The sequence below is a fragment of the Pseudomonas sp. NY15356 genome, from assembly GCF_048068175.1.
GTDB classification, from domain to species: Bacteria; Pseudomonadota; Gammaproteobacteria; order Pseudomonadales; family Pseudomonadaceae; genus Aquipseudomonas; species Aquipseudomonas putida_K.
The window spans coordinates 60,331-73,027 of the sequence record NZ_JBLUPW010000008.1 but is presented as its reverse complement, the minus strand read 5'-3'; the positions used below and the strand labels follow the sequence as shown (position 1 = coordinate 73,027).

16 protein-coding genes are annotated in these 12,697 nt (G+C 60.1%); 8 read left to right on the top strand and 8 right to left on the bottom strand.

Features of this window, described 5'->3' with window-relative positions; all coding sequences use genetic code 11:
• Positions 1–8: 8 nt before the first annotated feature.
• Positions 9–593 (bottom strand): hypothetical protein, encoded by a 585-nt coding sequence (locus ACNFCI_RS08825; protein ID WP_368830298.1) that lies wholly within the window; start codon positions 591–593, stop codon positions 9–11.
• A 247-nt stretch (positions 594–840) separates the two neighbouring features.
• On the opposite strand from ACNFCI_RS08825, the gene ACNFCI_RS08820 reads away from it, so the two are divergent.
• A complete protein-coding gene (locus ACNFCI_RS08820; RefSeq protein WP_084858262.1) occupies positions 841–2,184 on the top strand; it encodes an MFS transporter in 1,344 nt (447 codons plus the stop codon).
• A 105-nt stretch (positions 2,185–2,289) separates the two neighbouring features.
• Here the strand turns inward: ACNFCI_RS08820 and ACNFCI_RS08815 are convergent, their stop codons facing one another.
• From ACNFCI_RS08815 to flgA, 4 genes are all read right to left on the bottom strand, one after another.
• Positions 2,290–3,033 carry a flagellar brake protein gene (locus tag ACNFCI_RS08815; protein ID WP_084858261.1) on the bottom strand — a complete coding sequence of 248 codons (744 nt, stop codon included), beginning with the start codon at positions 3,031–3,033 and terminating at the stop codon, positions 2,290–2,292.
• An 80-nt stretch (positions 3,034–3,113) separates the two neighbouring features.
• The gene (locus tag ACNFCI_RS08810; protein WP_084858260.1) at positions 3,114–3,581 is read right to left on the bottom strand and encodes a flagella synthesis protein FlgN; all 468 of its coding nucleotides are present in this window, start codon (positions 3,579–3,581) and stop codon (positions 3,114–3,116) included.
• A gap of 48 nt (positions 3,582–3,629) precedes the next feature.
• Positions 3,630–3,941, bottom strand: coding sequence for a flagellar biosynthesis anti-sigma factor FlgM (gene flgM / locus ACNFCI_RS08805; RefSeq protein WP_084858259.1), 312 nt, complete (start codon positions 3,939–3,941; stop codon positions 3,630–3,632).
• Positions 3,942–4,170: 229 nt separating this feature from the next.
• Positions 4,171–4,923 carry a flagellar basal body P-ring formation chaperone FlgA gene (gene flgA, locus ACNFCI_RS08800; protein ID WP_084858258.1) on the bottom strand — a complete coding sequence of 251 codons (753 nt, stop codon included), beginning with the start codon at positions 4,921–4,923 and terminating at the stop codon, positions 4,171–4,173.
• A 63-nt stretch (positions 4,924–4,986) separates the two neighbouring features.
• Here flgA and ACNFCI_RS08795 point away from each other — a divergent pair, with 63 nt between their 5' ends.
• Positions 4,987–5,916, top strand: a complete 930-nt coding sequence (locus ACNFCI_RS08795; protein ID WP_084858257.1) for a chemotaxis protein CheV — start codon at positions 4,987–4,989, stop codon at positions 5,914–5,916.
• Between the two features lie 51 nt (positions 5,917–5,967).
• Complete coding sequence (gene cheR / locus ACNFCI_RS08790) at positions 5,968–6,795, top strand: protein-glutamate O-methyltransferase CheR (protein ID WP_084858256.1); 828 nt, start codon at positions 5,968–5,970, stop codon at positions 6,793–6,795.
• A 27-nt stretch (positions 6,796–6,822) separates the two neighbouring features.
• Here cheR and ACNFCI_RS08785 read toward each other — a convergent pair whose 3' ends face one another.
• The 3 genes from ACNFCI_RS08785 to ACNFCI_RS08775 are packed head-to-tail and all read right to left on the bottom strand — an operon-like array spanning position 6,823 to position 8,978.
• Positions 6,823–7,002: a T6SS immunity protein Tdi1 domain-containing protein gene (locus ACNFCI_RS08785; RefSeq protein WP_416767836.1), complete on the bottom strand. Its 180-nt coding sequence runs from the start codon at positions 7,000–7,002 to the stop codon at positions 6,823–6,825.
• The gene (locus ACNFCI_RS08780) at positions 7,002–7,625 is read right to left on the bottom strand and encodes a GAD-like domain-containing protein (RefSeq protein WP_416767835.1); all 624 of its coding nucleotides are present in this window, start codon (positions 7,623–7,625) and stop codon (positions 7,002–7,004) included. Before ACNFCI_RS08780 ends, ACNFCI_RS08785 begins: the two co-directional genes overlap by 1 nt.
• Before the next feature lie 15 nt (positions 7,626–7,640).
• Entirely contained in the window at positions 7,641–8,978 is a 1,338-nt protein-coding gene (locus ACNFCI_RS08775; RefSeq protein WP_368830027.1) for a DUF6861 domain-containing protein, read from the bottom strand.
• A 403-nt stretch (positions 8,979–9,381) separates the two neighbouring features.
• Here ACNFCI_RS08775 and flgB point away from each other — a divergent pair, with 403 nt between their 5' ends.
• Genes flgB through ACNFCI_RS08750 form a run of 5 tightly spaced genes read left to right on the top strand, consistent with a single transcriptional unit; the run spans position 9,382 to position 12,538 of the window.
• The gene (gene flgB, locus ACNFCI_RS08770) at positions 9,382–9,789 is read left to right on the top strand and encodes a flagellar basal body rod protein FlgB (RefSeq protein WP_084858255.1); all 408 of its coding nucleotides are present in this window, start codon (positions 9,382–9,384) and stop codon (positions 9,787–9,789) included.
• Between the two features lie 2 nt (positions 9,790–9,791).
• Positions 9,792–10,235 (top strand): flagellar basal body rod protein FlgC, encoded by a 444-nt coding sequence (flgC, locus tag ACNFCI_RS08765; RefSeq protein ID WP_084858254.1) that lies wholly within the window; start codon positions 9,792–9,794, stop codon positions 10,233–10,235.
• Positions 10,236–10,247: 12 nt separating this feature from the next.
• Positions 10,248–10,946, top strand: coding sequence for a flagellar hook assembly protein FlgD (gene flgD, locus ACNFCI_RS08760; protein WP_368830026.1), 699 nt, complete (start codon positions 10,248–10,250; stop codon positions 10,944–10,946).
• A 30-nt stretch (positions 10,947–10,976) separates the two neighbouring features.
• Positions 10,977–12,299, top strand: coding sequence for a flagellar hook protein FlgE (gene flgE, locus ACNFCI_RS08755; RefSeq protein ID WP_084858252.1), 1,323 nt, complete (start codon positions 10,977–10,979; stop codon positions 12,297–12,299).
• A 47-nt stretch (positions 12,300–12,346) separates the two neighbouring features.
• On the top strand, positions 12,347–12,538 hold the full coding sequence (locus ACNFCI_RS08750) for a hypothetical protein (protein WP_084858251.1): 192 nt from the start codon (positions 12,347–12,349) through the stop codon (positions 12,536–12,538).
• Positions 12,539–12,697 lie beyond the last annotated feature (159 nt).

The window sequence follows — 12,697 nt, the reverse complement described above, 5'->3', positions numbered from 1 at the left end:
CTTGCTGGTTAGGTCAGCTGAATATCGCTTAGATAGAATTCTAGGACGTCACCGGTACGCTCGCCGGCATTGAGGTAGTACTGGCGGGCCAGGTCAATTACCGGGACATGGTCCGAGAGCGACTCCGCAACGCGGTAGCCGTTCATGTCCCGCAGGTAGAAGGGAATATTGCTGGCGTTCTTCAGTGTGCCGTCCCATGGCTGGAGCGTTTCGATTTTCCAGTAGGGCCTGGTACGTAGCAGGTTGTACGGATGTGGGGCGTTGAGCACATCCCGGACCCGCCCGGCCACATGCGTACCATACAGGCCTAGCCAGCCATTGCCACTGCTTTCAAGCCGGGCGCCAATATAGGCCCAGTGTTCTGCGCAGGTAATGTAGTAGTGCGTGCGGTCTTCACGGTGCTCGATGAATTCAAAATGGAATGCGAGTCGTTGGAATTCATTCGCGCTGCGTGGCATGCTCCTGCGCGCGGCTGTCGTGCACAGCCAGCCGTCTTCATCCAGGCCAAGAACTGGGTGTACGTTGTTGTCTGCAACAACGATCTGACCACGGTGGCGGCTATGCAGCGTAGCGGTGAAATTGGCCCTTATCATGTAAATCTCCGATGATTGCTGAGGCGGTAGCCCAGGCTAATGCACTGCCTGTCGACTTGGGACATGGATGCGTTTCAGCCAGCGGAAGGGGCCTTTCAGCTTGCTGCACAGGCCTGATCACGACATGACCTGCACCGGACGCGCCCCGGCAACAGCATTTTACCTGCCACTGCACTCATTCCCTGGCATTTGCCCTTATGCTTGTCTGCAACCCATCGCCACCTGACTCGGGAGCCGCAAGGGACTTATGCGAAATATCTGGAAGCCGTTTCAGTCGTTGTATTTCGCCGCGCTGATGATGTTGATCGGCTCGGGCCTGCTCAGTACCTACCTGGCCCTGCGCCTGGCCGCCGACCATGTGGACAGCCTCTGGGTCGGCGCCTTGATGGCCGCCAACTATTTCGGCCTGGCGGTGGGCGGCAAGATCGGCCACCGGCTGATCGGCCGGGTCGGGCACATACGCGCCTATGCCACGTGCGCCGGCATCGTGTGTGCCGCCGTGCTCGGGCATGGCATGACCAACTGGTTGCCGGTCTGGGTAGGGCTGCGGATGATCGTCGGCCTGGGGATGATGTGCCAGTACATGGTCATCGAGAGCTGGCTCAACGAGCAGGCCGATGTGAAGCACCGCGGGGCGGTGTTCAGTGGCTACATGATCGCCTCCTACCTGGGCCTGGTGCTCGGCCAGTTGATCCTGGTGGTGCATCCGGAACTCGGCCCTGAACTGCTGATGCTGGTGGCCATGTGTTTTGCCTTGTGCCTGGTGCCGGTGGCGATGACCCGGCGCATCCACCCGGCGCCGTTGCGTCCGGCGCCGATGGAGCCGAAGTTCTTCCTCAAACGGGTACCCCAGTCCTTGTCCACGGTGCTGGGCTCGGGCTTGATCGTGGGGTCGTTCTACGGCCTGGCGCCCTTGTATGCGGCCAAACAGGGGCTGACCACCGAGCAGATCGGTCTGTTCATGGGTAGCTGCATCTTCGCGGGGTTGGTGGTGCAGTGGCCGCTCGGTTGGCTGTCGGACCGCTACGACCGAGCCGTGTTGATCCGTAGTGTCTCGATCGGCCTGGCGCTGGCGGCATTGCCGCTGGCGGTGCTGCCCAGCGTGCCGCTGGAGTTGCTGTTCGCCATCGGTTTCGTGATTTCGCTGCTGCAGTTCTGCCTGTATCCGCTGGCGGTCGCGTTTTCCAACGACCATGTCGAAAGCGAGCGGCGTGTCTCGTTGACGGCCATGTTGCTGGTGACCTACGGCGTGGGGGCCTGTATCGGGCCGCTGGCGGCGGGGGTGCTGATGAAAGCGTTGGGGCCGCAGATGCTGTACGCCTTCTTCCTGTTCTTCGCCTTGGTGCTGGTGTGGCGTATCCGGCCGAAGGCGGTCACCGGGTTGCACCAGGTGCAGGACGCGCCACTGGGCCACGTGGCCATGCCAGCGGCCGGTTCGCCGTTGTCGGCGGCGCTCGACCCGCGGGTGGATGAGGCGACCGTGCAGGAGGTGATGCAGGCGCCGGTGGCCGCGGAGGATACCGAGGCTGAGGAACAGAAGGCCAAAGCCGAAGAGGCCGAGCCGCAGGCCGAGGTCGATAAGTCGATCTAGGTGGCAGGGTCGGCCTCATCGCGGGCTTGTCCCGCGATTCTTCCCCGAGCTGTAAAAACGAAAACGCCACCCGATCGGGTGGCGTTTTTCATGGCCCAGCAAGGCTCAATAGTCGTCTTTGTCGAACCGCCGTGCCTCACGCTGCAATTGGTACACGAAGCTCTCGACCTTGCGCTGCAGTTGGCCATTGAGGTTATGAAAGCGTACCCCGGCGAACGTGGTATTGGCGCGCTCCTCGAAGTGCAGGTGGCGCAGTTCCACCATCGCTTGCGGGATACCCAGCGGGGCCGCAGCGGCAAAGCGCTCGTAGACCTGGCCCAGTTGCAGGCGCTCTTCCACATTGCCCTCGAAGCGCAGCTTGCAACCGGTGGCGGAGATATCCAGCAGCTTGCCGCGCAGGGCGCCCTTGCCCTTGAGCTTTTCGCCGTCGAGCACGATATCGACCAGCTGCGACAGCTTGAGCGCGGCGCGGAAGGCGTTGCGCCGTTGGTGGTAGGTCACTTCGCTGGGCAGGGCGCTGCGGTAGCAGCGGTGGCCGTTGATCTCGGTGATGGTCGGTGCGGTGTTGCAATCCCAGGCGATGCGCACCCCGTCATGGAAACCTTCGATGCGGAACGGTTCGCCGTTCTCGATGTATTTTTCCCCGTCGCGCGGAATCATCTCATCCAGCGCCAGGGTATTGCTGTCACGGTCCACGTGTACCACGTAGCTCTGGAACCGCTGGCTGCGCTCGTGGAAGGTGATGATCAAGGGATCATGGCTATCTTGCAGCTGGCGCAGGTTGGCCGCGATCTCCAAAGGCGTGGTCAGCACCTTCGGCGGTTGCGGGGCATCGGTTTCATTGAACACGGGTTTTCAATCTCCAGGCAAAAACGACACACGCAAGTAACGGCATTTTGCCAGTATGTTCCGTGCCTTGATAGCGGTAATCACACTTGGCTGATAGCCCGTGCCTTGGCCATGGGCGAGGTGGTGCCACGGCTGTCGTAGAGCGAGGGAGAGTCGCCGCCGTTGAGGATGCGGATCTGGTTGGCGGTGGCGAGCTGTTGCACCTGGATGATCCGGCCGTTGGTCGCGTTGGCGGCCTGGCAGGCATCCATCAATTGGGAGAGCGCGTCCAAACGTTGCAGCAAGACCTCGCCTACCGTTGATTGTTCCGCCAAGGCCTTCACGCCTTCGCGGTCAGCGGAAAGGCCGAGCCCGGTGAGCAGCTGGTTGCGTCGCATGCCCTGCTGCTCGAGCAAGACGATCAACGACTGTTTGCGCGCCAGGATATGCTCCAGCAGCGCCATGTCACGGCCATGCAGGGCGACGGCTTCCTTCTGAAGCAGTTCGAGCAGCTCCTGGGTGGGCGCGATGTCGTTTTCGATCAATTGCAGCAGGGTAGTGTCGTGCATGGCTGGCTCTTGGCTCGTTACGTCCTTTGAAGTCAGCGCCCCAAAGGGTTAGCGCTGGGCTTCGAAATCAAGCAGTTTGCTGGCGACCCGCTCGGCATCGACCTTGTAGCTACCCTCTGCGATGGCCTGCTTCAACTGGGCCACGCGGGCGCTGTTGACTTCAGGTTGATCACGCAGCTGGTCGCTGATCTTCTGCAACTGCTGGGCCTCCTGGCTGAGATGTACGGCTTCTCCGCTGGCGTCGGGCTTGGCCGCCTGGCTGGTTTCGCCGGCTTTCTCGGCGTTGCCGGTCGCGGTATTGCCGCGAACGCCACCGGTGATGGATGGCGCATTATTCAAACGACTGAAGTCGATGACCATGATTGTAGAAACCTCTGGGAATTTGGACGCTTGCCTTGTTTTCGGCCAACCCGAAAAAAACTTTAGGCGCGAATTTGTCGGCGCCTGTGCGCAAGTTCACATAACCCGTTTTCTGACACAGTCTAGGAAAAGCAGTTCCTTGTCGCTAGCCTTCATGGCGTTTCCCTGGCAGGGCCAATCGCGGGGCAAGCCCGCTCCTACAGGGACTAGAGCCTTGGCAGGCCCAATACTACATGGCCACCTCGACTTGGCCTGGCCCGGTCACTCGTGCCTTGACCACCCGCTTGGAGTTCAGGTTGCGCACGCGGATCTGCTCCGACAGGCCGCCTTTGCTCAAGGCTTCGCCCGGCATGCGCACGCTCAGGCTGCCGCTGCGGGCGATGATCACCACGTGATCGCCCTTGCGCACCACCTCGGCTTGTTCCAGATGCTGTGGCGTGAGCACCTGGTCCAGCACGGTCGGGCGCAGCAGCTTCATGCCCACGGCCTGGTCCAGGTCGGTGAGAAAGCCTTGGTTGAGCGTGCCCACGTCCCGTTCCCGCAGGCTCACATCGCCTTCGCCGATGACGCTTTCGCGCTTGAGCGGGCGCGCCATCACCACCACGTCGCGGAACAAGCGCACCTGGGCCGGCACGAATACCGTCCACGGCGCGCTGCCGGCGCAGCGCACCCGTACCGTGACCCTGCCCAGCGGTTGTGCCGGGCTCTCCAGCGAAGCGTCCAGCTGTTGGCTGCATGTCGGCATGCGCAGGCGCGGGTCGAGGGTGTTGACCTGGATCTCGTAGCGGCCCGGCGTCTGGCTGGTGGCCAGGTAGTCCTCCACGGTGAATTCAAGAAACCCTTGGGTGACGCCGATAAGCTGTTCAGGCAAGGTAACCGCATCGGCCAGCGCTCGGTTGCCGGGGGCCAGCAGGCAGATCATGGCCAGCGAGCCGCCCAGCAGGCGCGTCAGACGTCGGAAAAATGTCGTTTTCATATACATGGCGCTCAAAAAAGCAAAGCCCGTGCCGATTCGGTACATAGGCGAGAACTAGAGGAGTCTGGCATGGCTGGAGTCATGGATTCGGTCAACCAGCGTACGCAACTGGTGGGGCAGAATCGCCTGGAGCTGTTGCTGTTCCGCCTCAATGGCGAACAGCTCTATGGCATCAACGTATTCAAGGTGCGGGAAGTGCTGCAGTGCCCGGAGCTGACCGTGATGCCCAAGTCCCACCCGGTGGTGCGTGGCGTGGCGAACATCCGCGGAGCAACCATTCCCATCCTCGACCTGTCGATGGCGACCGGCTTGCCCGGCCTGCGGGAAGAAACACGCAACAGCTTCGTGATCATCACCGAGTACAACACCAAGACCCAGGGCTTTCTGGTGCATTCGGTCGAACGCATCGTCAACATGAACTGGGAAGAGATCCACCCGCCACCCAAGGGTACCGGTCGCGACCACTACCTGACGGCGGTCACCCGCGTGGACAACCGCATGGTGGAGATCGTCGACGTGGAGAAGGTGCTGGCCGAGGTGTCGCCGGCCTCCGAGGCCATTTCTGCCGGGGTGATCGATGCCGAGGTGCAAGACAAGGCAGTGATGCTGCGGGTGCTCACGGTCGACGACTCGTCGGTTGCGCGCAAGCAGGTCAGCCGCTGCCTGCAGGCAGTGGGTGTCGAGGTGGTGGCGCTCAACGACGGCCGCCAGGCCCTGGACTACCTGCACAAGCTGGTGGAAGAGGGCAAGCGCCCGGATGAAGAATTCCTGATGATGATCTCCGACATTGAAATGCCGGAGATGGACGGCTATACCCTGACCGCGGAGATTCGCAGCGATCCACGCATGCAAAAGTTGCACATCGTGCTGCATACTTCGCTGTCCGGCGTCTTCAACCAGGCGATGGTCAAGAAGGTCGGTGCCGACGACTTCCTGGCCAAGTTCAAGCCGGACGACCTGGCCCAGCGGGTGGTCGACCGGATCAAGGCGACGCATTGAAACCGCCGGGGGCCAGCCCCCGGCACCAGTGATTGGAAAGAGGCGGCAGCATTGTCTACGGGTAATTTGGATTTCGAACAGTTCCGGGTCTTCCTGGAGAAAGCCTGTGGCATCTTGCTGGGCGAGAATAAGCAGTACCTGGTGTCCAGCCGTCTCAATAAGCTGATGGAGCAGCAGGGCATCAAGTCGTTGGGCGAGTTGGTGCAGCGTATCCAGAGCCAGCCACGGGGCGGTTTGCGCGAGCAGGTGGTCGACGCCATGACGACCAACGAGACCCTGTGGTTCCGCGACACCTACCCCTTCGAGGTGCTCAAGAACAAGGTCATCCCGGAGTTCATCAAGAACAACCCCGGCCAGCGCCTGCGCATCTGGTCGGCGGCCTGCTCCTCGGGGCAGGAGCCGTACTCGATCTCCATGGCCATCGATGAGTTCGAGCGCAGCAACCTGGGCCAGTTGAAGATGGGCGCGCAGATCGTCGCCACCGACCTGTCCGGGTCGATGCTGACCAACTGCAAGACCGGCGAATACGACAGCCTGGCCATCGGCCGTGGCCTGTCCCAGGAGCGCCTGCAGCGCTACTTCGACACCAAGGGCCCGGGCCGCTGGGCGGTCAAGGCGCCGATTCGCAGCCGGGTGGAGTTCCGCTCCTTCAACCTGCTCGACAGCTACGCGGCGTTGGGCAAGTTCGACATCGTGTTCTGCCGCAACGTGCTGATCTACTTCTCGGCTCAGGTCAAGAAAGACATCCTGCTACGCATCCACAGCACCCTCAAGCCCGGTGGCTACCTGTTCCTCGGCGCGTCCGAGGCGCTCAACGGCTTGCCGGACCACTACCAGATGGTGCAGTGCAGCCCGGGGATCATCTACCAGGCCAAATGAGGTAGGTGGAGGCTGTGAGGTTCAGCTTCAGAAGTCAGAGAAGCTGTAAGGCTCGAGTTCAGTGAGCTGTGAAAGGAAAAGTAGGTGCTCTACGGCCTTGACCTTTTCGAGATGCTCCACCTGGCTAGGCCCGCCCATCATATAGGTGCCAGGCGCCTGACGGCGCTTGGTCCGTGATTGTGCTACTTCATTGAATGGTTGCAGCATCAATCGGGTTGCTCGGAGAAGGGATAAGGCTGCAGGTCTGCCAGTTGCGCAAGAAAGACCAAGTGCTCAATGGCGCTGACTTTTTGAAGGTGCTGCAGGGAGTCGGAGCCACCCAGCATGAGTGCAGGGAAAAAGCCGTACATCTCATCATGTTTAAGTCTGCCAAGCTTTTCTCTGGCGGGATTGAAAAGGTCATTGAAATCATTTGAGTCGACTTTTCTTGATAGGATAAAGCCTTGAAGTTCGGAGTTGAGCTGTTCTTTTGTAAAATCAGTTTTATAGAAGACGTACTGAGAGCTAAGGCTTGCTATTTCCAGTGAGAATCCAGTTTTTTCGCCCCATAGATATAAGTCTCCAAAAGCGCTTCTTGCAATCAAGTGATAGTTGTCATGTGAGTCAAATGCGGTGCCTGCAATCCAGCAGGAAACTACGGCGTCATACTCTTGTGGGTTGACCAGCCAGAATATGCCCTCTCCATAGCCTCCCCATCCATGTTCGGACCAATATTCCAAGAGCTTGGAGGGAAGCTTGTCTCTGTATCTTTCGATTGTGGAGGTAGGTACTTCCCGGCGGTCAATCGGTAGGCCGAAGTTTTCAATGAACTTGGAAAAAATTTTATCCATTTCAATCGCCTTGCGTTAGCATTTGTGTAGTTTTATATTCATGCGGGTTGAGCCTCTGAGCTCCAGCGGTACCGTTTCGGCGGCTTTCTTCAAGTTGGGTATCTTTGTTTTCCATTGGGGGCCTATTATTGAGTTTACTTGTCGGTCCCCAAAGTCCGATATGACGTCTCGACCTCCTGCGATGAGGTCTGGGTTGTGTAGTGCCGCTGTGATTGACATGCGGTTTCGGGCTTTTTCTATTGCGATCCGTTGCGCTTCAGATGGATCCATGGTTTTCCTGAGCTCTTTTGCAAATTTTTCCTGGATGACTTCCTGTTCCTTCCTTCTCGCTCTCTGGGCAAGCCCTTTGTTTCGCTGGTTCGGGCTTTCAACTTTTTCCAAAAATTCTTCAACAGTCATCCCGTTGAGCCCATCTTCCTGACCATTCAACTGTCGCTTGAATTCTCCTATTTTGTATTCCGGCACTTTGTCAGCTTTGAAGCATTCAACATTATGCAATGCCATCGTGCCGGGGTGGGCCTTCATTGACTCCTTCTTGGGCTGATTCGGGCGAACCGGTTGCGGGTCACCCACCGCCCCCTTGCGCCGCACCGGCACCTGCAGATCCGGCCGTTTCTTCAACCCTTCTTCATGCTTGAGCATCCATTGCCCCAGCCGCGCACCTTTGCGGCTGGCCGCCATCTCCTGCGCCAGCACCCGGGCGTCGCCTCGCCCGCGCGTGAGGTAGGACACAATCGCGCCCAGTAGCAACACCACGACTTCTACATGACCCAGGGCAATATGATGGGCGGCTCGGGATACCGCATGCGGGTCGTCCTGGCTGAATGGGCTCAGACCTTCGTCGCCACGCGTACCTTTCCAGGCTATGCAGATGCCATCGAGGTAGTACTCGCCGATGCGTGGCAGGCCGTCGATGAAAAACTCGGCGATGGACGCCAGCCCCAGTACGCCGAGGATCCAGCCGCTGACCTTAAGACCCATCGCCGCGCCCGCGCCGGCAAAGGGAATGGCGCTCGCTCCTGCACCCAATACGCCTATTCCTGCACCAATGGCGCCGCCGGTGATGACGCCGCTGGCGATGATCATCGCCATCTGCCTCACGACGATGAGCAGTTCGTCGACGATGCTGGCGATTTCGAGGTCGGCGAAGCGTTGGCGCAGCATACGTGCAGCTTGCCATTCAGCCTGGTCGAAGGCCGATTGAACGGCTCTGACCCGGCGTAGGTTGAGCGCCAGCGAGGCGACCTGTTCGTTGAGGTGCGTGCGGAAATGGGCGCCTCCCTGATAGCCCATTTCATTGATAATGCGTGACTCGATTTCCTGCCACGAAGGTATGTAGTGGCCTAGAAACATGTGGTGTCTCCCTGACAGCGTGTGCAGGGGGAAATCACATCACGAAAAAATGGTGATCATTTCCGTGTAGCTTGTGGGAAAATTCGTAAATTCCACTGAAATAGCCGACAAATTCGTCGATGATACAGCTTGGGAGCGATCTGGTTTGCCCAGACCCTGAGCCTCAAGCTGTGCATGGTTCGACCATGGCCTCAATTGGTGTCAATTTTTTGTTTTGCCGCTTTTGCCACCACGCGATTGCCGCTTTCCCTTCACCAGGCGGAAGCACTTTGCCGCTTTTCTGGCATCCCATTTTGCCACCTGCGCCCCAAACCCCGGTTTTACTGGGCCCTTGCCGCTTGGCACAAACCTTGCTCTAGCCTGCTCACGATTCTTCCGGTCAACCTTCGAAGGTTTCCCAGACATGAGCATCAGCTTCGACAAGGCGCTCGGCATCCATGAGCAGGCATTGAGCTTCCGCGCCCAGCGCGCCGAGGTCCTGGCCAATAACATCGCCAATGCCGACACGCCCAACTACAAGGCGCGCGACATGGATTTCTCGGCGGTGCTCGCCGCCGAGGCGGCCAAGCAGCAGGACGGCCGCATCGCCCTGGACCGTACCAACACCCGGCACATCGAGGCCCAGGGCTTGGCCATGGGCGATGACACCCTCAAGTACCGCACGCCGATGCAGCCTTCGATCGACCAGAACACCGTCGATGCGCAGATCGAGCAGTCGAACTACGCAGAGAACGCCATTGGCTTCCAGGCCAGCTTCACCCTGCTCAACAGTAAATTCAAAGGGCTGATTTCGGCCCTGCGCGGAGAGTGACCATGTCCCTTGCCAGTGTCTTCAACATTGCCGGTAGCGGCATGAGTGCGCAGAACACCCGCCTCAACACCGTTGCCTCGAACATCGCCAACGCCGAGACCGTGTCCTCGAGCATCGACCAGACCTACCGCGCACGCCACCCGGTGTTCGCCACCACGTTCCAGCAGGCCCAGGATGGTGCCGGCCAGTCGCTGTTCCAGGACCAGGGCGAGGCGGGGCAGGGCGTGCAGGTGATGGGCATCGTCGAGGACCAGAGCAACCTCGAGGCGCGCTACGAGCCCAACCATCCGGCGGCGAACAAAGACGGCTACGTCTACTACCCGAACGTCAATGTGGTGGAGGAGATGGCCGACATGATCTCCGCCAGCCGTGCGTTCCAGACCAACGCCGAACTGATGAACACCGCCAAGACCATGATGCAGAAGGTCCTGACCCTGGGTCAGTGATAGGACATCGACATGACCACGACCAATTCCACCAGCGAAGTCGGCAGTGCCTACCTGACGTCGCTGCAAAAGCAGAACCCCAAGACCGACAGCAGCACCGGTACCGCCGGCAGTGCGCTGGGCAAGGATGCGTTCTTGCAACTGCTGGTCACCCAAATGAAGAACCAGAACCCACTGGACCCTCAGGAGAACGGCGAATTCGTCGCCCAGCTGGCCCAGTTCAGCAGCCTTGAAGGTATCCAGACGCTGAACCAGTCGGTCAACGGCATCCTCAGCGGCATGGGCTCTTCCCAGGCGCTGCAGGCCTCGTCCCTGGTCGGCCGTTCGGTGATCGTGCAGAACGACAAGGCCATGGTCGACACCACCAAGAGCTTCACCGGCCAGGTGGTACTGCCGCAGAACATCACCGAAGGCAAGGTCACCATCAAGGACAAGGACGGCAACGTGGTCAAGACCATCGAGCTGGGTGCGCAGAAGGCCGGTACCGCCGACTTCATCTGGGATGGCACCAACGACAAGGGCGAGAAAGTCGACCCGGGCAACTACACCTTCGCCGCCAGCACCACGGTCGATGGCAAGAGCGTGACGCTCGCCACGCTGCTGCCGGCAACGGTGAACAGTGTCAGCTTCCAGAGCGGCGGCGAGATGATGCTCAACCTTGCCGGCATCGGCAAGATCGGCATCTCCAAAGTAACTACCATCGGAATCTAACGCCGCGCAATCGGCAGAAGGAGCAAGTAAATGTCTTTCAATATTGGCCTGAGCGGGCTCTACGCGGCGAACAAGGCTCTGAACGTTACCGGCAACAACATCGCCAACGTGGCCACCACAGGCTTCAAGTCCTCCCGTGCCGAATTCGCTGACCAGTACTCGGCGTCCATTCGCGGCACCAGCGCCGGCAAGACCACTGTCGGTAGCGGTGTGAAGACCGCCGCGGTATCGCAGATGTTCACCCCGGGCAATATCAACGGCACCGGCCAGGCCCTGGACCTTGCCATCGACGGCAACGGCTTCTTCGCCCTGAGCGACAATGGCTCGAAGATCTACACCCGTGCCGGTGCGTTCTACAGCGACAAGGACGGCTACATCGTCAACGCCTCGGGCGCCAACCTGCAGGGCTATGCGGTCGATGCCGATGGCAAGATCGTCCAGGGGGTGCTGACCAACCTGCAGATCGATACCTCGAACCTCTCGCCTAACCCGACCGGTCGGATTTCCGAAACCGTCAACCTCAACTCCAGCGCCTCGACGCCGAGCGTGACGCCGTTCGATCCGACCAATGTCAACAGCTACAACTACACCTTCAACACCGACGTGTTCGACAGCCAGGGCAACGCGCACCAGCTGAACCAGTACTTCATCAAGGACGCGGGCACCAACTCGTGGACCATGTACACCACCATCGACGGTCGTAACCCGACTGATCCAAGCCTCGATACACCGCTGGTCAACAAGCTGCCGTTCAAGTCCGACGGTACCCTGGACACCGCCGCCATGACGGCGGGCGCGGTGCCCGGTGGTCTGGATATCGGCGATGACAAGACTTTCACCCTCAATGGCTGGGTACCGGCCGAAAAGAATGCGGCGGGCGACTGGGTCGGCAATGGTGCCACTGCGCGCACGGGCGGCGTGACCCTGGACATGCTGGCGACCACCCAGTACAACGCGGCGTCGGCGACCACCGCCAAAAGCCAGGATGGCTATGCCACTGGCGAGCTCACCGGCTTGACCGTGGACCCGAGTGGCAACCTGTTCGCCAACTTCACCAATGGCCAGGACAAAGTGATCGGCCAGGTGGTGGTAGCCAACTTCGCCAACCTGCAGGGCCTCACGCCAGTGGGCGGCACCGCCTGGAAGGAGTCCTATGCTTCGGGTGTGCCGGTCATCGGCGAGCCTGGCACCGGCACCCTGGGCCAGATCGCGGGCGGTGCGCTGGAAGACTCCAACGTCGATCTCACCGGCGAGCTGGTCAACCTGATCAAAGCCCAGAGCAACTACCAGGCCAACGCCAAGACCATCTCCACTGAAAGCACCATCATGCAGACCATCATCCAGATGACCTGATGATCGGGCAGGGGCTGCCTGGCAGCCCCTGCCAACGAGATACCTCCATGAAAAAACGGCTCCCGCTCAGCCTGTTCCCCGCGCTGTGCATCTCCCTGTCGCTGTCTGCGGCCCCCGCGCCTTTCTACCAATGGCAAAGCCTGGCCACCGGCCGCTTCATGTGCTCGGCCAGCAACCCGGGCGAAGGTTGGGTGCGTCACTCCGGCCCTTACAACAATGCCGGTTGCCGCGATTACTGAGCAGTGTCTTGCCGCTGTCGGCAAAGATTCGCCGACAAACTGACGGTCAAGGTCGAGCCAGGCGCTACAGTCCCCGTAATTACTGGGTTGGCAACCTTGGTTCGATATTTGCTTATCCCTGTGCAGCATGCGCGCGGCACGGGTACGCGCAGAAGGAGA

What these genes read in the sequence shown, in the direction of transcription:
- ACNFCI_RS08825 (WP_368830298.1), bottom strand. Translation starts at nt 593, where the DNA reads ATGATAAGGGCCAATTTCACCGCTACGCTGCATAGCCGCCACCGTGGT.
- ACNFCI_RS08820 (WP_084858262.1), top strand. Translation starts at nt 841, where the DNA reads ATGCGAAATATCTGGAAGCCGTTTCAGTCGTTGTATTTCGCCGCGCTG.
- ACNFCI_RS08810 (WP_084858260.1), bottom strand. Translation starts at nt 3,581, where the DNA reads ATGCACGACACTACCCTGCTGCAATTGATCGAAAACGACATCGCGCCC.
- flgM (WP_084858259.1), bottom strand. Translation starts at nt 3,941, where the DNA reads ATGGTCATCGACTTCAGTCGTTTGAATAATGCGCCATCCATCACCGGT.
- flgA (WP_084858258.1), bottom strand. Translation starts at nt 4,923, where the DNA reads ATGTATATGAAAACGACATTTTTCCGACGTCTGACGCGCCTGCTGGGC.
- ACNFCI_RS08795 (WP_084858257.1), top strand. Translation starts at nt 4,987, where the DNA reads ATGGCTGGAGTCATGGATTCGGTCAACCAGCGTACGCAACTGGTGGGG.
- ACNFCI_RS08785 (WP_416767836.1), bottom strand. Translation starts at nt 7,002, where the DNA reads ATGCTGCAACCATTCAATGAAGTAGCACAATCACGGACCAAGCGCCGT.
- ACNFCI_RS08780 (WP_416767835.1), bottom strand. Translation starts at nt 7,625, where the DNA reads ATGGATAAAATTTTTTCCAAGTTCATTGAAAACTTCGGCCTACCGATT.
- ACNFCI_RS08775 (WP_368830027.1), bottom strand. Translation starts at nt 8,978, where the DNA reads ATGTTTCTAGGCCACTACATACCTTCGTGGCAGGAAATCGAGTCACGC.
- flgB (WP_084858255.1), top strand. Translation starts at nt 9,382, where the DNA reads ATGAGCATCAGCTTCGACAAGGCGCTCGGCATCCATGAGCAGGCATTG.
- flgC (WP_084858254.1), top strand. Translation starts at nt 9,792, where the DNA reads ATGTCCCTTGCCAGTGTCTTCAACATTGCCGGTAGCGGCATGAGTGCG.
- flgD (WP_368830026.1), top strand. Translation starts at nt 10,248, where the DNA reads ATGACCACGACCAATTCCACCAGCGAAGTCGGCAGTGCCTACCTGACG.
- flgE (WP_084858252.1), top strand. Translation starts at nt 10,977, where the DNA reads ATGTCTTTCAATATTGGCCTGAGCGGGCTCTACGCGGCGAACAAGGCT.
- ACNFCI_RS08750 (WP_084858251.1), top strand. Translation starts at nt 12,347, where the DNA reads ATGAAAAAACGGCTCCCGCTCAGCCTGTTCCCCGCGCTGTGCATCTCC.